The sequence below is a fragment of the Ruegeria sp. MALMAid1280 genome, assembly GCF_049195285.1.
GTDB lineage: Bacteria > Pseudomonadota > Alphaproteobacteria > Rhodobacterales > Rhodobacteraceae > Ruegeria.
Genome location: NZ_JBMIRT010000059.1, coordinates 913,252 through 933,274 on the forward strand (window position 1 = coordinate 913,252; position 20,023 = coordinate 933,274).

A 20,023-nucleotide genomic window follows, 5' to 3' on the forward strand; every position below is an offset into this window, starting at 1 on the left:
GCCCGCGTAATTTCCCGGGATGAGTTTCGGCTGGTCCAATCTGACAAAACCTTTCCGCGGTGCGCCCCTTGGGTGGCGCCTGCGGTTTGCTGTGATCGCATTGCTGGTCGCTGCCGTTGCGACGATCTGGATCACGAACCGTCTGCTGACCGACAGGTTCACCGAGTCGACCCGAAACCGGGCCGAGGTGCGCCTGGCGCTGTATTCTGGCAACCTGCTGAGCGAGCTGCGCAGAAATGCAATTGTGCCGCAGCTTCTGTCCCGCGACCCCACGTTGATCTCGGCGCTGCAATCCCATGACTTTTCGCTGTCCACCCAGCGCCTGATCTCATTCGTCGAAGAGATTGGGGCCGCGTCCTTGATGTTGCTGGATGGCGACGGGCGTCTGGTAGCGTCAACCGATCGCAACCGATTGGGTGAGGCGCATCGCAGTTCGCCTTATTTTATTGACGCTGTCCGCTCGAATGCCACGATCTTCACCGTGATCCCGAAAGAATCCGGTGGTTACAGCTTTGTCTATTCTCGCCGCATCGATGCCAACGCAGATATCCTTGGTGTGATTGTTGTCGAGGTCGATCTGCACAAGTTCGAACTCGCCTGGGCTGGTATTTCCGATGCGGTGATGGTCACCGACAGCACCGGTACGATCATCCTGTCGACCGAACCGCAATGGCGGGGGCTCGACGAAAACGCAGCCATGCTGCGGCAGCCCCCGGAAGGCGCGATCCAACGTGCAATCCGGGCCACGGCCGATTGGACAGCGCTGCCGCCAGATGCCTATCTGCAGGGCGAGGCCGTGATGCGGATGGAGACGCGCATTCCATTCCGCGGTTGGCAGATGACGTCCTTCACGACTTATGCCTCGATCCGGGAAAAGGTGAACAGCGTTCTTGCGCTTGAGATTATGGGCTTCGCGATTCTGCTGGCGCTGGCCTTCTACGCGCTCAGCCGGAGGGCGACGTTGCGGATGGCCCTGTTCCAGCGCGAGTCGGCAGAGCTTCGCGCATTGAATGCAAGGTTGCAGCGGGAAATTGCTGAGCGGGAAAGGGTTGAAAAGACGCTGGAAGTTGCCGAGCAGACGCTTGCTCAAAGCTCGAAACTGGCCGCCTTGGGCGAGATGTCCGCCGCTGTCAGTCATGAGCTGAATCAACCGCTGGCTGCAATGAAGACCTATTTGGCTGGCGCGCGTCTGCTGCTGCGCCGAAACCGCCCCGAAGAGGCGCTGGCCAGTTTTGGCCGCATCGATGGGCTGATTGAGAGGATGGGCGCGATCACCCGACAGCTCAAGTCTTACGCACGCAAGGGCGCGGATGCGTTTTCGCCTGTAAATCTTGGCGAAGCGCTGGCCTCATCCCTGTCGATGATGGAACCGCAGCTGCGCCAGCGGCATGTGAAGATCACTCAGATTTTGCCCGAAGAACCTGTTATTGTGATGGGGGACCGGATGCGGATCGAACAGGTGATGGTGAACCTCTTGCGCAATGCGCTGGACGCCACCAAATCTGTATCAGAGCCGGACGTGGAAATCATTCTGGCCGCAGGCGATATGGCGGTGCTGACCGTCCGTGACAACGGCTATGGGATCGAGGATATCGAGAACCTGTTTGAACCGTTCTACACCACCAAGCAGCCCGGAGACGGCGTCGGTTTGGGACTTGCCATCTCTTCGGGTATCGTAAACGACCATGGGGGGCGTTTGACCGCCCGCAACAGCCAGCACGGTGGCGCGGTGTTTGAGATGCAGCTGCCGATACTGGGAAGCGACGGCCTCGAGGCCGCTGAATAACAAAGGAAGTACTATGGCACAGGCCATGAAAATCGCCATTGTGGATGACGAACAGGACATGCGCCAGTCGATCAGCCAGTGGCTGGCACTGTCGGGCTATGACACCGAAACCTTCTCGAGCGCCGAGGACGCGTTGAAGGTATTGGGGCCGGACTATCCGGGCATTGTCATCTCGGACATCAAGATGCCCGGTATGGACGGCATTCAGCTGCTGAAAAAGCTGATGGGTGCCGACAGCACTCTGCCGGTCATCATGATCACCGGTCACGGTGACGTGCCGATGGCGGTTGAGGCGATGCGCGTGGGTGCGTTCGATTTCCTTGAAAAGCCGTTCAATCCGGACCGGATGTCGGAACTGGCCAAGCGGGCCAGCAATGCCCGCCGTCTGACACTGGACAACCGGGCGCTGCGGCGCGAGCTGTCGGGTGGCACCCAGATTATGAACAAATTGATCGGTGCCAGCCCGGTGATGGAACGCCTGCGCGAGGACATTCTGGATCTGGGGCAGGCAGATGGCCATGTCCTGATCGACGGCGAAACCGGTACGGGGAAGACCCTGGTGGCGCACGCGCTGCACGCGGTGGGCAGCCGGGCCGGAAAGAAATTCGTTCTGGTGTCCTGCGCGGCGCTTGAGGAAGACGTTCTGTCAAAACGTCTCTTTGGCCCGATGATGCCCGAGGATACTCAACTGCCTGCCATAGAAGAGGCACGCGGGGGAACTTTGGTTCTGGAGGACGTCGAAGCGCTGAGCGATACGCTTCAGGCCCGCCTGCTGAGTGTCATGAATGATCAGGGCACACCGGCGGAAACCCGGATCGTGGCGATTTCCAACCTGCAAGAGGCCGGAAAGACCAGCGAGGATGTGCTGCGCCCGGACCTGTTCTATCGCTTGGCCGCGCTGCGGATCACCATGCCGCCGCTGCGCCAGCGGGGCGAGGATATCCTGACGCTGTTTACCCGCCTCAGCGAGCAATTTGCCGAGGAATACGGTTGTGATGCACCGCAGGTCAGCGCTCAGGAAGCGGCGCAGCTGCTGCAGGCCCCGTGGCCGGGCAATGTGCGGCAGCTGATCAACATTGCCGAGCGTGCCGTGCTGCAGTCTCGCCGCGGATCGGGCACGATTGCGTCGCTGCTGATGTCGGATCACGAGGAAATGCAGCCGGTGATGACGACCGAGGGCAAGCCGCTCAAGGAATATGTCGAGGCGTTCGAACGGATGCTGATCGACAACACGATGCGCCGTCACAAGGGCTCGATTGCGTCGGTCATGGAAGAGCTGTGTCTGCCGCGGCGGACACTGAACGAGAAGATGGCAAAATACGGCCTGCAGCGTTCGGATTACCTGTAATTGGGCAGGGGGGGCTCTGTCCCCACCGCCTTTCAGGCGACTCCCCCGTGGTATTTTTGGCCAGATGAAGGGATCCTGAGCGGTGTTCAGGGCCCGTGATGCAGTTTGCCCATTGTCTTTTCCACAGGACTGCTTTTATTGTGTCCGAACGGGTTGGGCCTTTTTGTGCCCCTAAGCCCCGAATCTTTGAGTTTCGCTGCTCTGCCGCGGATGGTGACAATCCCACGAGGCAAAGCAGACCGATTGTGCCCCAGATTGGGGCAGATGAACGCCTGAGTCCGTTTATGCGGGCGAAAGGAATAAATGGGCAGGACGCGGCGAACCGCGCCTGTCGGAGAAGAACCGCGATGACGCGCGCGCAACGATCGAGAGTACGGGCAGGGGGCCACAGCGCCAGACCCTGCCGCGCGCCGTCCGATATCGCCCTGACAAGACACCACCCCAAAAGCGCCTGTCCGCCCGGACGGGTCAGGACAACGCGTTTGGCGCGGTGCACCAAGGACAAATGGCTAAGAAAATGCTTATCGATGCCACCCACGCGGAGGAAACCCGCGTTGTGGTGGTCGACGGAAACAAGGTTGAGGAGTTCGACTTTGAATCCGAAAACAAACGCCAGCTTGCTGGCAACATCTATCTGGCAAAGGTAACACGGGTCGAACCGTCGCTTCAGGCGGCCTTTGTGGATTATGGCGGGAACCGGCATGGTTTCCTTGCGTTCTCGGAAATTCACCCGGATTATTACCAGATCCCGGTCGCCGACCGCGAAGCGCTCATGGAAGAAGAGCGTGCCTATGCCGAGGCGATGAAAGCCCGGGATGAGGCCGAAGAGGCCAAGCCCAAGAAGCGCCGTTCACGGTCGCGCACCAAAGCGGCGGATGTGAAATCGGACGATCCGGTCGAAACGATCGAAGTTTCCACCGAGCCTACGGGTATGGAAACGATCGACTTGGATGAAGGGGAAGAGGGGGCTGATCTGTCGGTTCCCGAAGGCACCTCTCCGATGGACCACGTCGCTGAGACGCCGGTCGAAGAGCCCTCTGATGAAGCCCCGGAAGAGGCTGATGCCCCTGCCGAGGAAGCTGCAGTTGCGGAAGAACCCGCTGCTGAGGTCGAGGAAGGCGTGACTGACACGTCGGAAGCGGCGACTGCGAAAACCGATGAACCCGAGGGTGAAACGGTTGAGGCACCCGCCGAGGCTGTTGACGAAAGCGCCGCGGAGGATGCGGTCGCCAATAAAGCACCGGCGGAAGAGTCTGCAGCTGAAGAAATGAAAACTGAGGCCGACGACGAGGCGGAAGAAGAATCCCGCCCGGATGCGACCGCCAAGGATGACAGCATCGAGTCGGTGGCCGATGAGGATGACAGCGAAGACATTCGTCCGCCGCGCAAACCGCGCCCGCGTCGCTACAAGATTCAGGAAGTCATCAAGGTCCGTCAGGTCCTGCTGGTGCAGGTTGTCAAGGAAGAGCGCGGCAATAAGGGTGCAGCGCTGACCACTTACCTGTCGCTGGCTGGTCGCTACTGCGTTCTGATGCCCAACACCGCGCGTGGCGGCGGGATCAGCCGCAAGATCACCAACGCGCCGGACCGTAAGAAACTGAAAGAAATCGCCTCGGAAATCGACGTTCCGACCGGGGCGGGCCTGATCATCCGGACCGCGGGTGCAAAGCGCACGAAATCCGAGATCAAGCGCGACTATGAATACTTGCAGCGCATGTGGGAGCAGATCCGCGAACTGACGCTGCAATCCATCGCGCCTGCGAAAATCTATGAAGAAGGCGACCTGATCAAGCGCTCGATCCGCGACCTGTACAATCGCGATATCGACGAGGTTCTGGTCGAAGGCGAGGGTGGTTACCGCATCGCCAAGGACTTCATGAAGATGATCATGCCGTCCCACGCCAAGAACGTGAAGCGGTATGAGGACGCGCTGCCGCTGTTCGCGCGCTATCAGGTGGAAAGCTACCTGACCGGCATGTTCAACCCGACGGTGCAGCTGAAGTCCGGCGGGTACATCGTGATTGGTGTGACCGAAGCGTTGGTGGCGATCGACGTAAACTCGGGCCGGGCGACCAAGGAAGGCTCGATTGAGGAAACTGCGCTCAAGACCAACCTTGAGGCCGCCGAGGAAGTGGCGCGCCAGCTGCGCCTGCGTGACCTGGCTGGCCTGATCGTCATCGACTTTATCGATATGGACGAGCGCAAAAACAACGCGGCCGTGGAAAAACGCCTGAAGGACAAGCTGAAAACCGACCGCGCGCGCATTCAGGTGGGCCGCATTTCCGGCTTTGGCCTGATGGAGATGAGCCGTCAACGTTTGCGCCCTGGTATGCTGGAGGCGACGACGCAGCCTTGCCCGTCCTGTCACGGCACCGGACTGATCCGTTCGGACGACAATATGGCGCTGACCATCCTGCGTCAGATCGAAGAAGAAGGCACCCGCCGCCGCTCGCGCGAGGTTTTGGTGCGCTGCCCGGTCAGCATTGCCAACTTCCTGATGAACCAGAAACGCGAGCATATCGCGCAGATCGAAGCCCGCTATGGCCTGTCGGTTCGGGTTGAGGGTGATGTGCATCTGGTCAGCCCTGATTTCTCGATGGAGAAGTTCAAGACCGCCAGCCGTGCCGTGCCCGAGGCCAGCGCGCCGGTCGTGTCGGTGGATGCCTCGCTGATGGATCTGGTGGACGCTGACGAAGAAGAGACCATCGTCGAAGAGGCCGTACAGGCCGAAGAAGAGACCAAACCCAAGCGCAAGCGTCGCCGCCGCCGCCGCAAGAAGGGCGGTGCTGGTGGTGATGCGCCTGAGGCCTCGACCGAGGAAGAGGAATCCGCTGAGACGGATGACGAACCCGCGTCAGAGCCCGAGGCGGAAGAGGCCGCTTCGGAAGAGAGGACCGAAAAGCCCAAGCGTCGCCGGGCCCCACGCCGCAAGAAGAAAGACGTGGAACCTGTCGAAGCGGCCGAAGAAAGCCCGGTTGAGGCCGTGGCTGAGGCGACTGAGGAAACTGCCGCGCCGGACGCGGAGTCCGAGGCAGAGCAGGTAGGCGAACAGCCCGAACCTGTTGAGGCTGCGGCAGAGACCTCTGAGTCTGAAGCGCAAGAGACCTACGAACCAGCGCCCGAAGAGGTGGTTGAGCCCGTTGCTGAAACTGCGGACGCGGTTGAGGTCGTGGAAACGGTCGAGGTTGAAACCACCGTGGAAGAGGTGGTCCAGGAGACCCCTGAACCGGTGCTCGAGGTTGTGGCGGAAGAGCCCGAACAGCCCAGCGAACCCGACAAGCCGAAACGGCGTGGCTGGTGGTCATTGGGACAATAAATGGAAAAGGCGGGCTTCGGACCCGCCTTTTTTGATACGGATGCTTTTTCGCCTCAGCCTGTTTTTTGGATGAGGTAGATCTGATGCCCGTCCGCGTCCTGTTGCGACAACAACTGGTGCCCACTTTCGGCGCAGAAATGCGGAACGTCGATAACGGCAGCGGGATCGTCGGCCAAAACACGCAAAACCGCCCCTGAGGGCATGGATTTAAGGCGTTTTCTGGCTTTCAGGACGGGCAAAGGACACAACAGACCCAGCGCGTCGAGCGTTTCGGTGGGATTTGACATGAGGATGAGATATTTCCACTTTGCCTGACTGTCCAGCGCCTACGCACGGGGATGTGACCGAATGGCCCCGTGACGCGGCCGGTTTGATACCCTATGTGCTGATCCATGTTCGGAATTGATATCATCGACGCGGGCTTGCTGCCTGCCATGTTCATCGCGATGCTGGGCGGGCTGATCAGCTTTCTGTCGCCCTGCGTACTGCCCATCGTGCCACCCTACCTGGCGTATATGAGCGGCGTTACGATCAACGAGATGCAGGATGAGGCCGCGGCGCGGCGCAAGGCGACCCTGTCCGCGTTGTTCTTTGTGCTGGGCTTGTCGACGGTGTTCCTGCTGCTGGGCTTCACGGCCTCGGCCTTCGGGGCGTTTGTGCTGCAGAACCAGGTATTGTTTGCCAAACTCTCCGGCGCGGTTGTTATTGTCTTTGGTCTGCATTTCCTGAACGTGTTCCGCATTCCTTTCCTGGATCGTGAAGCGCGGATCGACGCGGGCGATTCCGGTGGCTCGGTCTTTGGTGCCTATATTCTGGGTCTGGCCTTCGCATTTGGCTGGACTCCCTGCATCGGCCCGCAGCTTGGGGCGATCCTGTCACTGGCCGCGTCTGAAGCCTCGGTCGCGCGCGGAACCTTGCTGCTGGGTGTGTACGCCGCAGGTCTGGGTATTCCGTTCCTGCTGGCGGCCATGTTCCTGAACCGGTCGATGTCGGTGATGAACCGGATCAAGCCCCACATGGGCACGATCGAAAAGGTCATGGGGGGGCTGCTGTTGTTCGTTGGCATCATGCTGATCACCGGCCTGTTCACCGAGTTCAGCTGGTGGCTGCTAGAAACCTTCCCGGCGCTTGCCAATTTCGGATGATGTGCTGATCCGGCTTACCTTGGCGGTAAGGCTGCGCTAACCTGCGCCGCAGAAGGTAAGGGCATGAGCAGTCACACAAATCAGCCTCGGGTGCGCCGGCGCCGGGTGTTTTACATCCCCGGCTATGATCCGATTCACCCTCGGCGGTATCGCGAGCTGTATCGCAAGGAAAGCCGGGCGCAGGCCGGTGTTTCCGGGTATGAGGTCTCGATTTCACGAAAATCGGTTGATGGGCCTTATGGCTGGCACGTCCGTTCGCATCAGGATGGTGCAGAGGTTGAGGCGGATGTCGACGTTTTGGTCTGGTCGGATATCGTGCGGGACAGCATGTCAAATTCGATCCCCGCGACCTACCTGCAACTTTTGAAGACAGCGTGGATTTACATAGGGTCAGGTGCGTTATGGCGGCTGATGCGGTTGCGCAAAGGGCCGGTGATTGCCGCGCTCTATCCCGTTGGAATGCTCATTATGCAATTGGCGGTGGCGCTTTTGGCAGCCTGGACCGTGGCCGCGTTGCTTTGGTCTATAGCGGGGTGGCTGGCCGTGGTGCCGGCGATTGCCGCCGCTTTTACCCTGCTGCATTGGTTCCGAAAAATCGACAACCGTCTGTTTGTCTATTACCTGATGCACGATTACGCCTATTCCGCCGCGCAGAAGGGCGCTGTTCCGAAGGAACTGAAGACCCGGTTGCAGGCGTTCACCTCTCATATTCGAAACGCGCTTGTGGCCGATGTGGACGAGGTTCTGGTTGTCGGCCATTCCTCGGGCGCGCATCTCGGGGTGACGGTTCTTGCCGACCTGATCCGCGAAGGCGGGCTGGCTGATGCCCGCCCGGCGCTGTCTTTTCTGACTTTGGGGCAGGTGGTGCCGATGGTTTCGTTTCTGCCCGAGGCCGAGGACCTGCGCACCGATCTGCAATTCCTATCCGAGCAATCTGACATCACCTGGGTGGACGTGTCGGCGCCGGGTGATGGCTGCGCGTTTGCCCTATGTGATCCGGTGGGTGTCAGCGGTGTTGCGACCGACCAGAAACGCTGGCCGCTGGTCCTTTCGGCCGCCTTCACGCAAACCCTGTCCCCGGAGCGCTGGCATGAGTTGCGCTGGCGCTTTTTTCGGCTGCATTTCCAGTATCTCTGCGCGTTTAATCGCCCCAGAGACTATGACTATTTCCGTATCACCGCTGGCCCTTTGACCTTGGGCCAACGGTTCGACGGGCGCGCGCCTTCGAAATCACGGATCGAACAACCAATCTCAAAATACAACTCGGTGCGAACATGAAGCCACCAAAGCCAACACCCCGCCCGGACAAGGTCTCGTTGTGGCGCTACCTGAAACTGTTCCGAAAGGATCTGCTGTCGGCGCAGCCGCAACGGCTCTACCGCGCGTGGATGGCAGAGTTTCGCACGCCGTTCTTCCGGTCCTACATGATCAACCAGCCCGAACTGGTGGAAACGGTTCTCAAGAAACGCCCCGGCGATTTTCCCAAATCCGGCCGCATCAGCGAGGGGTTGCGCCCGCTGCTGGGGGACTCGGTCTTTCTGACCAACGGAGAGACGTGGAAGAGGCAACGCCGGATCATCGACCCGGCCTTTGAGGGCGGGCGGCTGAAGGACACCTTTCCGGCGATGCTGCAGGCTGCAGAAGCCTGCGTCGCGCGGTTACGAGGGCAAGCGGGCGCAGTGATCGAGTGCGAAGAACTTACCAGCCACGCCGCTGCGGATGTCATTTTCCGCACCCTGTTTTCGGTCCCGATAGAACATGAGGTGGCCGCTCAGGTGTTCGAAAAGTTTCGAGCCTACCAGCGGCAACAACCTTTGCTGAATCTGGCGGCGTTTGTCCCGGTGCCGCGCTGGATGCCGCGCTTGCACGCGCGGAATACGCGCCGGAACGCCAGGGACATCCGCGCTTTGATCACGCGCCTGACAGCAGAGCGGGTCAAACTGATCGCCGTGGGTCAGGCGCCCGACGATCTGGCAACCAAGATCATGACCACGCCCGACCCGGAAACCGGGCAGTGCTTTGATACGCAGGAGATGGTCGATCAGGTCGCCATCTTCTTTCTGGCCGGCCACGAAACCAGCGCATCGGCGCTGGCGTGGACCCTGTACCTGATGGCGCTTTACCCGGAATGGCAGGAGAAACTGAGCGTCGAGGCGCGCGGTCTGGATAATCCCAGCTTTGCCACAATGTCCAAACTGCGCCTCAGCCGGGATGTGTTCCGAGAAGCGTTGCGCCTGTACCCGCCCGTGCCGATGATGGTGCGCGAGGCGACCTGTCCGGAACAATTCCGGGGCAGGGAGGTCGCCAAAGGGTCGCAGATCGTCATCAGCCCTTGGCACTTGCACCGGCAGGAACGCCTCTGGGACCGCCCGGACGATTTTGATCCCACCCGCTGGAATACCGAAAACGGCAAGACATGCCAGCGGCAGGCCTATATCCCGTTCTCGGCAGGCCCGCGCGTCTGTACCGGGGCCGGGTTCGCCATGGTCGAGGGGCCTCTGCTGTTGTCGATGTTGCTGCGGCACTTCCGGTTTGAGCTGGTAGAGGGCCGCACGCCCGTCCCGGTGGCACATCTGACGGTGCGGTCGAAAGACGGCATTTGGTTGCGCGTGGTTGAGCGCTAACAACCTACCATCACCCCGCGCCTTGCTGTATGCGATGGGCAACGCGGAATCATCATTGAACGGGAAAGTCTTATGTCCAAAGCAGAACAGCGCGAGCAGATGTCCAACGGCGCGGGTTTCATTGCAGCCCTGGATCAAAGTGGCGGCTCAACGCCCAAGGCGCTGGCGCTTTACGGGGTTGAGGCCTCGGAATACAGCTCGGACGAGGAGATGTTCGGCGAGATCCAGAAAATGCGCGCCCGCATCATTCTGGCCGACGACTTTACCAATGAAAAAGTGATCGGCGCGATCCTGTTCGAACGCACGCTGGGCGAAGTGATCGAAGGCCGCAAGGTTGCCGATTACCTGTGGTCGCAGAAGGGCATCGTGCCGTTCCTGAAGATCGACAAAGGGCTGGAGGATCAGACCAACGGCGTTCAGATGATGAAACCGATCCCGGGTCTGGCGGACACTCTGGCCAAGGCGAATGGCGTCTTCGGCACCAAAGAGCGTTCGGTGATCCACGAAGCCAACGCCGAGGGCATCGCCGCTGTTGTGGCTCAGCAGTTCGACGTGGCCCGCGAAGTTGTCGCTGCCGGCATGGTCCCGATTGTCGAGCCCGAGGTAAACATCAATTCGGCCACCAAAGCCGAGGCCGAAAATATCCTGAAGGCGGAAATCCTGAAAAACCTCGACCAACTGGCCGAGGGTCAAGACATCATGCTGAAACTGACCATCCCCAGCCAGGCGAACCTGTATGACGAACTGGCCGACCACCCGCGCGTTGTGCGCGTCGTGGCGCTGTCGGGCGGCTATTCGACCGAACAGGCCTGCGATCTGTTGGATCAGAACGGCAAGATGATCGCCTCGTTCTCGCGCGCACTGACCGAGGGGCTGTCAAAGCAGCAATCGGATGCTGAGTTCAATGCCGCGCTGGGTGGCAATATCGAAAAGATCTTCCGCGCCTCGGTCTAAGGGGCGCTAAACCGGCTTGGTGAATTCGCGGCGCATTTGCGCCGCTTTTTCGCGCTTGGAACATCCAATGGCGTGGTCGTTTACCAAGCCCATCGCCTGCATGAAGGCAAATACCGTGGTCGGCCCGACGAATTTCCAGCCGCGTTTCTTCAAATCCTTCGACATTGCGATGGATTCGGGTGACGTTGATGCGGTTTGCGGCGCGGGTGGGTTTTCTGCCTCGTATTGCCAGACATAAGCGGCGATGGACTCTTCGGCCGACACAAGCTCTTGCGCGCGGCGGGCGTTGTTGATGACGGCTTCGATCTTGCCACGATGGCGGATGATGCCAGCGTCCTGCAACAGGCGTTCAACATCCGATTCATCAAACTCGGCTACCGCGTTGAAATCGAATTGATAAAATGCTTTACGGAAATTCTCGCGCTTGGCGAGAATTGTGCGCCAACTGAGGCCCGACTGAAAGCTTTCCAGACACAGTTTCTCGAACAGGCGCCGATCGTCAGCCACCGGGTAACCCCATTCATTGTCGTGGTATTCAAAGAACTCTGGCGCCGCCCGACACCAAGCGCAGCGTGGCTGGCCATCCGGGCCGAGGACAGTCTGGTTCATGGGTGTACCATTTTTGTTCCCATTCACTCTAGGCGCATCGCCGTAATGGACGCAAGGGTTAGGCGCGATACCAGTGCAGGATAAAAACACGGATGGCAGAGGCCAGACCAATCTCGGGGTCGCGATTTACATCAATCTCAGCCGCCAAGGCGTTGATTGGCAAGCCTTTCTCTTTGGCAATGTCGCGAAAGGCCTGCCAGAACTCATCCTCCAGAGACACCGAAGTACGATGCCCCTTCAGGGTCAGAGATCGCTTGACCGGGCGGCCGCTCATTCGTCCAACTCGTGATGGTCAATGTCGCGGCGCTGTTTGTCTTGGTGGAATTTGTCTTCTATCTTTTCAGCCTTGTTGCGGCCGAATTTGACAGCGTTCTGGTCCGCGCGGGCCTTTTTCTCGGCCCGCGCTTTTTCTTTACGATACCGGTTCAGATTGACCGGTTTGCTCATTTGTCTTTCGGGCCGATCATATGTTCGGGGCGGACAACGGCGTCAAAGGTTTCTTCATCGACAAAACCCAGCGCGATGGCCTCTTCCTTGAGGGTCGTGCCATTCTTGTGCGCCGTCTTGGCGACGGTGGTGGCGTTGTCATAGCCGATGGTCGGCGCCAGAGCGGTCACCAGCATCAGCGATTCCTTCATCAACTTGTCGATGCGCGGCTCATTTGCCTTGATGCCCAGCAGCATCCGTTCGGTAAAGCTGTCGGTTGCGTCACCCAGCAGTTGGATCGACTGCAGCAGGTTGTAGGACATCATCGGGTTATAGACGTTCAGCTGGAAGTGCCCCTGCGAGCCGGCGAATTTCATTGCCGCGTCGTTGCCCATCACATGGGCGGCGACTTGCGTTAGTGCCTCGGCCTGGGTCGGGTTCACCTTGCCTGGCATGATCGAAGAACCAGGCTCGTTTTCCGGCAGTATCAGTTCACCCAAACCCGAGCGGGGGCCAGAGCCCAGCAGGCGGATGTCGTTGGCGATCTTGTAGCAAGAGCCCGCGATGGTCGCCAAAGCACCCGACAGGAAGACCATGGCGTCGTGGGCCGCCAGCGCTTCGAACTTGTTCGGTGCGGTGACGAAGGGCAGGCCGGTGATGTCTGCCATGTTCTTGGCCACGGCCTCATCCCAGCCGTTGTGGGTGTTCAGGCCAGTGCCAACAGCTGTACCGCCTTGGGCTAGCTCGTAAATCCCGGGCATCGAGGCGTGGACGCGGGCAATACCCTGGCGAATCTGATGCGCATAGCCGCCAAATTCCTGCTCCAGCGTCAGTGGCGTTGCGTCCTGAGTGTGCGTGCGGCCGATCTTGATGATGCCTGTGAACTCTTTCGCCTTGGCCTCCAGCGCTGCGGCGAATTTCTCAAGACCCGGCAGCAGCACGTCGCGCACGCTCATCGCCGTGGCGATGTGCATGGCCGTGGGAAAGGTGTCGTTCGAGGACTGACCCATGTTGCAGTGATCATTCGGGTGTACCGGGTCTTTCGAACCGATCACGCCACCCAGAATCTCAATCGCGCGGTTGGCAATCACCTCGTTCGAGTTCATGTTCGACTGTGTGCCCGAACCGGTCTGCCAGACGACCAGCGGGAAGTTGTCGTCAAACTTGCCTTCGATGACCTCTTCCGCGGCCTGAATGACGGCGTCCGCGATTTTCGCATCCAACTTGCCAATGGCCTTGTTCTCCATCGCGCAGGCCTTCTTGATCACGCCCAGCGCGCGCACGATGGCGACGGGCTGCTTTTCCCAGCCAATGGGGAAGTTCATGATCGAACGCTGCGTCTGGGCGCCCCAATACTTGTCGGCAGGGACTTCCAACGGGCCAAAGCTGTCGGATTCGGTGCGGGTCTGAGACATCTGTCACTCCGGTGTGTATGCAGTCGTATGCCGTTTACCCGTAACAGTGTCATCGTGCAATCGGCCAGTTGCGCGCACCATAAACTCAAGGGCGCCAGAGGTATAGCCGGAAGGGATTGGTAAATTCGGTCCGAAACGCATTGTGTGCGCTATCGGGTCAGCTACAATAGGTGGATCAACTTGATGGAGGCTAAGGTGGGCACATTGGTTCGAGCTTATCCCCTGAAAATCATTGCCTTTTCATTGGGCATATTGTTTTCGTTCGCCCTGACGGGGTTTAAAGCCCACGCTGCGGATATTGCGCCTTTTGTGGGCAGCTACGTCGGGTCTGCCAACGTTGTGGATGAAGACGGAAGCGAGACGCCACGTGACATGAGCGTGTCGATTAAAGAGTTGAAAAATGGCTTCAACGTCAGCTGGACGACCACAACCTACAAGGCGGACGGACGGGTCAAGGATCAGAAATTCTCGATAGATTTCAAGCAGTCAGACCGGAGTGACGTCTTCTCGGCAGCCATGAAGCGCAACGTGTTCGGGCATGAAGTCCCGCTGGACCCGATGCAGGGCGAGCCGTTTGTCTGGGGACGGATCGAAGGTGATACTTTGACCGTGTTCTCGCTGTTTATCGGCGAGACCGGGGACTATGAGCTGCAGCAATTCGACCGCACCCTCGCAGAGGGCGGACTGGACCTGTCATTTTCGCGGTTCCGCAATGGGGTGAAATCACGCTCGGTCGAGACGTTTCTGAAAAAGCAGTAGCGCCGGGCGGTTACTTTCGGAAACTGTCCAGCGAGACCACCTCGGCGTCGTGGTGAATGGGTTCCTCTTCAACCTCAATCGATTCCTCGACGATCGATTCAATCTCATCCTCGTCCTCGGGGCTTTCGAACCGCAGACCGAATTCGACCGAGGGGTCGACGAAGGTCTTGATCGACGCATAGGGGATATACAGCGGTTCCGGCGCATCGCCAAAGTTCAGCGTTATCGCAAACCCGTCATCGCCAACCTCGAGGTTTTCGAACCAGTGCTGCATGACTATGGTCATTTCCTCGGGGTACCGCTCACGCAGCCAGTCGGCCAGTTCGACGCCGTCCTGGCGGGTGTCGAAAGTGATAAAAAAATGGTGCGCCCCGGGCAGGCCATTGTCGGAAACGCTGGTCAGAACGGTCTTGATGAGACCGCGCATGGCGGTGTGCATCAGGTTCCCATAATCGATGTCTTGCGACATGTGTCATCCTCAAAAGTGGTTACCCTCAGCATAGGGGATTTCATCGGAAACGAAAGACCGCCCGTGTGAGGATTGTTTAAACGAAATACAGTCCTGTTCCTATTGCGGCCATGATCGCCAATGTGGTTGCCATTCCAAATTTAAACTTAAAAATCAATAGGCCAGCAAGCAATGTCAGGGCCAGAGCTGCCAGGTTTAGGCTTGTCAGGTCGGGCCAGGGTAATGTCACTGGTCCCCATGATGCTTCGGGGATTTTCTGGAACAGAACGTTCAGACTGAACCATACCGACAGATTGAGAATCACACCCACGACAGCGGCGGTAATCCCGTGCAGAGCGGCGGACAATCTGGGACGGGCGGCCAGTTGATCCAGATACGGCGCCGCAAGAAAAATCCAAAGAAAACAGGGGACAAAGGTCGCCCATAAGGCAACGGCTCCGGCGGCAATGGCCAGTGGCGCGCCGCCATTGATCTGGCCGGTCAGCATGGCGACGAACTGTGTCACCAAAATCAACGGCCCCGGAGTTGTTTCAGCCAAACCCAGCGCGTCGATCATCTGGTCCGTGCTGACCCAATGGTTTTTGTCCACGACGGTCTGGGTCATGTAGGCCAGCACGGCATAGGCTCCGCCAAACGTAACGACAGCGAGACGGGCAAAGAACCATCCCAGATCGCTCAGCAGTTTTTGCCCAGTAAGGGTCAGCGTCAATAGCGGCCCCAGCCACATAACCAGCCAGAACCCAGCGGTTCGGAACGTGCCGGAGACTTTGGGGGCGGAGGGAATCCCTGCGGATGAGGTCTGGCCGTCAAAAGTTACGTAGCCCCAAATCGCTGCGGCCAGAATGATCAGCGGAAAGGGCAGGTTCAGCGCGAAGATGGCTAGAAACCCGAGCCCAGCGATGGCGCGATGCTGAGTATCGGTTAGCGCCTTGTGCGACAGGTTTCGAAGTGCCTGCAGGACGATCACGATAACTGTGGCCTTGACCCCCAGAAACCCGGCCTGAACCACAGGCAGGTCACCGTAGGCGGCGTAAAGCCCCACCAGAATCGCGATGATGCAGGCTCCGGGAAGCACAAACAGGGTCCCGGCGATCAAACCGCCGGTCACCCCGCGCAAACGCCAGCCCGCATAGGTCGCCAACTGCATTGCCTCGGGGCCGGGCAGCAACATGCACAGCGACAACGCCCGCAGATAGGTCTGCTCATCCAGCCAGGGGCGTCTCTCGACCAGTTCCTGATGCATCAGCGAAATCTGCGCCGCCGGGCCGCCGAAGGAAAGCAGGCCGATGCGGCCGAACACGCGGACGAGTTCCGCGATTGACGGGGTCATGATCTGCGATCCGTCGGCCAATCGTGGTGTTCCTCGAAACCGTCCCGCGCCCAGCGAAACAAAGCGTCATAAAGGCGCAGGCCTGCCTCAAGGTTCTGGTGGTCGTCCCGGTATTGGCGCGAGAGGCCCACTGAAACCGCCAGCAAACCGGCCGCCTCGGGTGCAAGGTCATGACGATTGGTATCGGCGGCGCGGATCACCGTGGCAAGCCGGTCGAGGGCAGGGCTGTGCAACTGAAACTCGTCCAGCATGGTGTCGAAGGTGCAGCGGTCGTTTCGGTGGGACCAGAACGTATCCTCGATATCAAATGGGGTCGCATCGAAGGCCTGAGCGGTGGCGTCGACCTCGGACGGGGCCACGAACAGGAATTGCGCATCGGGGTCAACGAAGCGGCGGATCAGCCATGGACATGCGATCCGGTCGATCTTGGGCCGGTGGCGCGTGACCCAAACAGTTCGCTCATCGGCACGCTTCGGCAAGGCCGAGGCGGGTATCCGCGGCGCATCCGCCGTGTCACGCCAACCATACATTCCACCTTCCAGAAATTCGGCCTTACACCCATTGCTGCGCAGCCAGGATACGACCCCTTGGCTGAGCTTTTTGCCTTTCTGGCAAATGATGACGGCGTTCCGTTCACCAACTTTGCGGGCAATGCCGTCGATATCCATGGCAGGATGGCGAACGGAACCGGGGATCAGAAAGGGATCGGCTTCAAAATCCGGATCCAGGCAAATGTCGATCAAGACCGGCGCCTGCGGAGTTCCGATCAGGCGCAGCAACTGTTTCGGTGTGATTGAATTAGGCGCGGGCATGGCATGTCTCCTGATGCAAACGGATACATGCGAAACTTGGGCTGGCGCCTCACGGGGCGTTCGCAATCTTACCCCATGACCTTTGCTTACGATCAAGCGCCAAAGGGGTCAAGATTGCGTTGCCTGCGTCAGGCCCAATCCAGCCTCTGCCCGGTCATGCAGACGGGCAGGGTGTCTTGCGGAAATTGCCCGAGTTGTTCGAACAGCGAGATAAAGTCGAACTGGTTATACGCCTCGACCATACGGCCGTCTTTGATGCGCGCGATGACGCTGCCGGTGGCCTGCAACGGCGCCCCGTTATCCGCCCGAGTGGTGCTGAGATGCAGAATCCCGGACACCCAGTCGCCGTCTTCGACGATCTTCGGCAGATCGACCTTGATATCCCCCAGTACATGCCGGAAGGCCATGACCAGATCACGGAAATCATCCGCGCCAACCTGCATTTCGGGGATCAGCCCCTCGGCCATGGTGTCGGGGGCAAAGAACTGGTCGATGGCATCGGTGTTCCCGTTTTCCCAAACCTCGGCATACCAGTTTCTGAGTATATCTGCGTGTGACATCCCAGCTCTCCTTTTCCTATTGGGCCGAGAATGAAACGAAAGGGTGAAGAAACTCTGAACGTGAACAAGATCAGAGTTAAACCGCAGACATTAAGGGGAAAATGCAGGTTTCTGTTGCCAGGTACCTGCGAACCCCGCCTTACGCGGCTAGGCGCAAGGGCTTAAGTTTCGGTCTTGCTACTGCTTACGCAGCAACTGCAACCGGAGCACGATTGTCGTTTGCAATTGTACTAGTTTCGCCGATAACGGTGGCAGACAGCCGAGACAAAGCTAACCCCTTTAGACGTTCGTCGATCCTGTTTCGGCCCCAGAATCCTCAAACGAAGGATGGTTGGTGGAGCCGCCGGGTACCGCCCCCGGGTCCGATCCGCTTATTACGAGCGCGTTTATGTCCATAGTCCCGAAGGACATATCCTATATAGGTGAGCAGACGCGCGGATGCAAACCGGGATTTATGAAGCTCGGTTCTGTTAAAAAACAAACCTTTAGGCGGTTCTATTGAAGTTCGCCAAGATTAGCCACAGCGCCAGGGCCAGCTCGATTCCTCCGAATGTCACCGCCTTGACCATGGGGGGATTGTCCAGAACGACCGAGACAAACCGACCCAGCGCTGCGCCCGCGTACACAACCCCAAGCATGGCATAGGCCATCGGGTTGTTCAGCCACAGCACCGCTACTCCGGTTACCACGAACAGACCGCCAACCGAGGCGCGCATCTCGCTGAGACCCATGTTGCTGTCGGTCGGCGCCAGATCCAAGGATGCGGCGGTGAAAGCGGGGGCCAGGAACCCGAACAGGCCAAAGCCAATCGTCAACAAAGCGGCGATTACATTCAGCGCTGTTACCATCATTCCTCCGTCACTACTGGCTTGCTATGTTGCTGGGCCACATCCTGCGCCAGTTTTCGCGTATAGTTTTCAAGTTCAACCAATGCCGCGTCAACGTTTGCGGCGTTGCGTGCCTCCAACGCGTCCGCAATGCGATTGTGCAGGCCGGTGATCTCTTCGCGGGACCGGGCAGTGAAGGTGATCATGTTCATCAAGGGTTGCATCGCTTCAACAGCCCCGGCCAGTTGATAGGACAGAACCGGGTTGCCGGCTCCATCAACCAGAGCACGGTGGAAGGCGACGTCCGAAGAACAGAATGCCTCATCCGTCAGGCCGGGTTGTGCCTGCCGGAAAATCTCGGCCCGCATGGTGGCCAGTTGATCAGCGGTTCGACGCTGCGCCGACAAAGGGGCACAGGCACGTTCCAGCGCAAACCGGGCTTCGCAGGCGGTGTCAAAGCTGATCGCGTTCATCGACAGCAGCAGGGTCGAGGTGGTAATTTGCTGCGAATAGGCGTCTTCAAAGCTGATCCGGTTCACGAAGGCCCCACCGCTGGCGCCGCGTTGCGTGCGGATCAGCGATTGTGCGGCAAGACGCTTAAGGGCCTCGCGCACCGTTGGGCGCGACACCTGAAACTGGTCGGACAGCTCAGCCTCGGACGGTAATCTTTCGTCCACGATCAGCTCGCCCGATATGATAGCATCGCGTATGGCCTGAGCGATCTGGGCCGATAAATCCGCAGGTTTCTGGGGGTCGATTTTCATATTCCGGGGACCGTTGGTGAAATTTTTATTTGTCTGACATTTAAAAGTCTGACATTTGAAAAGCAAGGACTGAGTCGGGAGGGAAGCGTGAGTCGCGCAGTTCTACGCAGCGGATTGTGGCTGGGATTCTTCATTCTGATCCTGTGGGCGTGGTGGATGATGTTCACCATGAGCCGCGACATGGATCTGGACTGGATCGGCCGACCCGGCCCGATGGGGCAGGCGATGGCCGCGATGGACCCGCGCATGGACATGTATATGCCCATGGCCGAATTCGGCCCACTGTTCTGGATGTGGGCGATCATGATGGCGGCCATGATGCTGCCGACGCTTGTGCCGACCCTGCACAGCTACGAAGACCTGATCCGCAGCGCCAATGGTACGCGCGCGGGATGGATCGGCGTTTTGACCGGGTATTTCATCGTTTGGGTCGGATTTGCCGCCTTGATCACCGGTGTGCAGCTTGGCCTGCTCTTTGGCGGTGTCGTCGATATGCTGGGCATCGCCAAGTCCGGCTGGTTCGCGGGCGGGCTGATGATCGCGGTCGGAGCCTTTCAGTTCACCCGCGCGAAAGAGGTTTGCCACGGCGTCTGTCACGCCCCGATGACCTATTTCCTGGGCCATTGGAAAACCGGGTTCGCTGGCGGTCTGCGCATGGGGCTGGGGCTGGGCGCGTTTTGCGTCGGATGCTGCTGGGGCTTCATGGCGCTTGGGTTTGTTGGCGGTGTCATGAGCCTGTTGTGGATGGGCCTGGCGACACTGTTCATGGTTTTGGAAAAACTGCCTCAAATCGGTCACGCAGTCACGCGGCCAATGGGGTTTGCACTGATCGCAGGGGGGATTGCCCTGCTGATCTATCCCTTTGCTTACGGAGGATAA

General features: G+C 59.2%; 20 protein-coding genes and 1 other RNA gene. 9 read left to right on the forward strand and 12 right to left on the reverse strand.

From position 1 onward, the window contains the following. Positions 1-19 precede the first annotated feature (19 nt). The 3 genes from ACOQFT_RS21405 to ACOQFT_RS21415 all read left to right on the forward strand — a co-directional run bounded on the left by ACOQFT_RS21405 (position 20) and on the right by ACOQFT_RS21415 (position 6,450). The gene (locus tag ACOQFT_RS21405) at positions 20-1,786 is read left to right on the forward strand and encodes a sensor histidine kinase (protein ID WP_421599856.1); all 1,767 of its coding nucleotides are present in this window, start codon (positions 20-22) and stop codon (positions 1,784-1,786) included. A 13-nt stretch (positions 1,787-1,799) separates the two neighbouring features. After that, positions 1,800-3,134, forward strand: a complete 1,335-nt coding sequence (locus ACOQFT_RS21410; protein ID WP_170324832.1) for a sigma-54-dependent transcriptional regulator — start codon at positions 1,800-1,802, stop codon at positions 3,132-3,134. Between the two features lie 505 nt (positions 3,135-3,639). Beyond that, positions 3,640-6,450, forward strand: coding sequence for an Rne/Rng family ribonuclease (locus ACOQFT_RS21415; RefSeq protein ID WP_421599857.1), 2,811 nt, complete (start codon positions 3,640-3,642; stop codon positions 6,448-6,450). Positions 6,451-6,503: 53 nt separating this feature from the next. Here the strand turns inward: ACOQFT_RS21415 and ACOQFT_RS21420 are convergent, their stop codons facing one another. Then, complete coding sequence (locus ACOQFT_RS21420; protein ID WP_421599858.1) at positions 6,504-6,737, reverse strand: sulfurtransferase TusA family protein; 234 nt, start codon at positions 6,735-6,737, stop codon at positions 6,504-6,506. A gap of 105 nt (positions 6,738-6,842) precedes the next feature. Between ACOQFT_RS21420 and ACOQFT_RS21425 the strand changes: the two genes are divergently transcribed. From ACOQFT_RS21425 to ACOQFT_RS21440, 4 genes are all read left to right on the forward strand, one after another. Continuing rightward, entirely contained in the window at positions 6,843-7,595 is a 753-nt protein-coding gene (locus tag ACOQFT_RS21425; RefSeq protein ID WP_170442577.1) for a cytochrome c biogenesis protein CcdA, read from the forward strand. A gap of 63 nt (positions 7,596-7,658) precedes the next feature. Further along, complete coding sequence (locus ACOQFT_RS21430) at positions 7,659-8,873, forward strand: hypothetical protein (protein WP_421599859.1); 1,215 nt, start codon at positions 7,659-7,661, stop codon at positions 8,871-8,873. Further along, on the forward strand, positions 8,870-10,219 hold the full coding sequence (locus ACOQFT_RS21435) for a cytochrome P450 (RefSeq protein ID WP_421599860.1): 1,350 nt from the start codon (positions 8,870-8,872) through the stop codon (positions 10,217-10,219). Before ACOQFT_RS21430 ends, ACOQFT_RS21435 begins: the two co-directional genes overlap by 4 nt. 72 nt (positions 10,220-10,291) lie before the next feature. Further along, positions 10,292-11,173, forward strand: a complete 882-nt coding sequence (locus tag ACOQFT_RS21440) for a fructose bisphosphate aldolase (protein ID WP_421599861.1) — start codon at positions 10,292-10,294, stop codon at positions 11,171-11,173. A gap of 6 nt (positions 11,174-11,179) precedes the next feature. On the opposite strand, the gene ACOQFT_RS21445 is transcribed toward ACOQFT_RS21440, so the two are convergent. From ACOQFT_RS21445 to fumC, 4 genes are read right to left on the reverse strand one after another with little or no spacing between them, the layout of a single operon-like run. Further along, entirely contained in the window at positions 11,180-11,782 is a 603-nt protein-coding gene (locus ACOQFT_RS21445; protein ID WP_421599862.1) for a DNA-3-methyladenine glycosylase I, read from the reverse strand. A gap of 58 nt (positions 11,783-11,840) precedes the next feature. Continuing rightward, positions 11,841-12,056, reverse strand: coding sequence for a ribbon-helix-helix domain-containing protein (locus ACOQFT_RS21450; RefSeq protein WP_421599863.1), 216 nt, complete (start codon positions 12,054-12,056; stop codon positions 11,841-11,843). After that, positions 12,053-12,229, reverse strand: coding sequence for a DUF4169 family protein (locus tag ACOQFT_RS21455; protein ID WP_421599864.1), 177 nt, complete (start codon positions 12,227-12,229; stop codon positions 12,053-12,055). Before ACOQFT_RS21455 ends, ACOQFT_RS21450 begins: the two co-directional genes overlap by 4 nt. Further along, positions 12,226-13,623, reverse strand: coding sequence for a class II fumarate hydratase (gene fumC / locus ACOQFT_RS21460; RefSeq protein WP_421599865.1), 1,398 nt, complete (start codon positions 13,621-13,623; stop codon positions 12,226-12,228). The genes ACOQFT_RS21455 and fumC overlap by 4 nt, the downstream gene beginning before the upstream one ends. Before the next feature lie 183 nt (positions 13,624-13,806). Here fumC and ACOQFT_RS21465 point away from each other — a divergent pair, with 183 nt between their 5' ends. Next, positions 13,807-14,382, forward strand: a complete 576-nt coding sequence (locus ACOQFT_RS21465; protein WP_421600079.1) for a hypothetical protein — start codon at positions 13,807-13,809, stop codon at positions 14,380-14,382. A 10-nt stretch (positions 14,383-14,392) separates the two neighbouring features. Here ACOQFT_RS21465 and ACOQFT_RS21470 read toward each other — a convergent pair whose 3' ends face one another. From ACOQFT_RS21470 to ACOQFT_RS21500, 7 genes are all read right to left on the reverse strand, one after another. Beyond that, entirely contained in the window at positions 14,393-14,851 is a 459-nt protein-coding gene (locus ACOQFT_RS21470) for an SspB family protein (RefSeq protein ID WP_421599866.1), read from the reverse strand. A 76-nt stretch (positions 14,852-14,927) separates the two neighbouring features. After that, positions 14,928-16,181, reverse strand: a complete 1,254-nt coding sequence (gene chrA, locus ACOQFT_RS21475) for a chromate efflux transporter (RefSeq protein WP_421599867.1) — start codon at positions 16,179-16,181, stop codon at positions 14,928-14,930. After that, entirely contained in the window at positions 16,178-16,993 is an 816-nt protein-coding gene (locus ACOQFT_RS21480) for a chromate resistance protein ChrB domain-containing protein (protein WP_421599868.1), read from the reverse strand. Before ACOQFT_RS21480 ends, chrA begins: the two co-directional genes overlap by 4 nt. Before the next feature lie 128 nt (positions 16,994-17,121). Further along, entirely contained in the window at positions 17,122-17,553 is a 432-nt protein-coding gene (locus tag ACOQFT_RS21485) for an ester cyclase (RefSeq protein WP_421599869.1), read from the reverse strand. 100 nt (positions 17,554-17,653) lie between these two features. After that, positions 17,654-18,001, reverse strand: a transfer-messenger RNA (tmRNA) gene (gene ssrA, locus ACOQFT_RS21490). A gap of 37 nt (positions 18,002-18,038) precedes the next feature. Continuing rightward, complete coding sequence (locus ACOQFT_RS21495; RefSeq protein ID WP_421600080.1) at positions 18,039-18,401, reverse strand: DUF4345 family protein; 363 nt, start codon at positions 18,399-18,401, stop codon at positions 18,039-18,041. Continuing rightward, positions 18,401-19,144 carry a FadR/GntR family transcriptional regulator gene (locus ACOQFT_RS21500; protein ID WP_421599870.1) on the reverse strand — a complete coding sequence of 248 codons (744 nt, stop codon included), beginning with the start codon at positions 19,142-19,144 and terminating at the stop codon, positions 18,401-18,403. Before ACOQFT_RS21500 ends, ACOQFT_RS21495 begins: the two co-directional genes overlap by 1 nt. 87 nt (positions 19,145-19,231) lie before the next feature. On the opposite strand from ACOQFT_RS21500, the gene ACOQFT_RS21505 reads away from it, so the two are divergent. Further along, positions 19,232-20,023, forward strand: a complete 792-nt coding sequence (locus tag ACOQFT_RS21505) for a DUF2182 domain-containing protein (protein WP_421599871.1) — start codon at positions 19,232-19,234, stop codon at positions 20,021-20,023.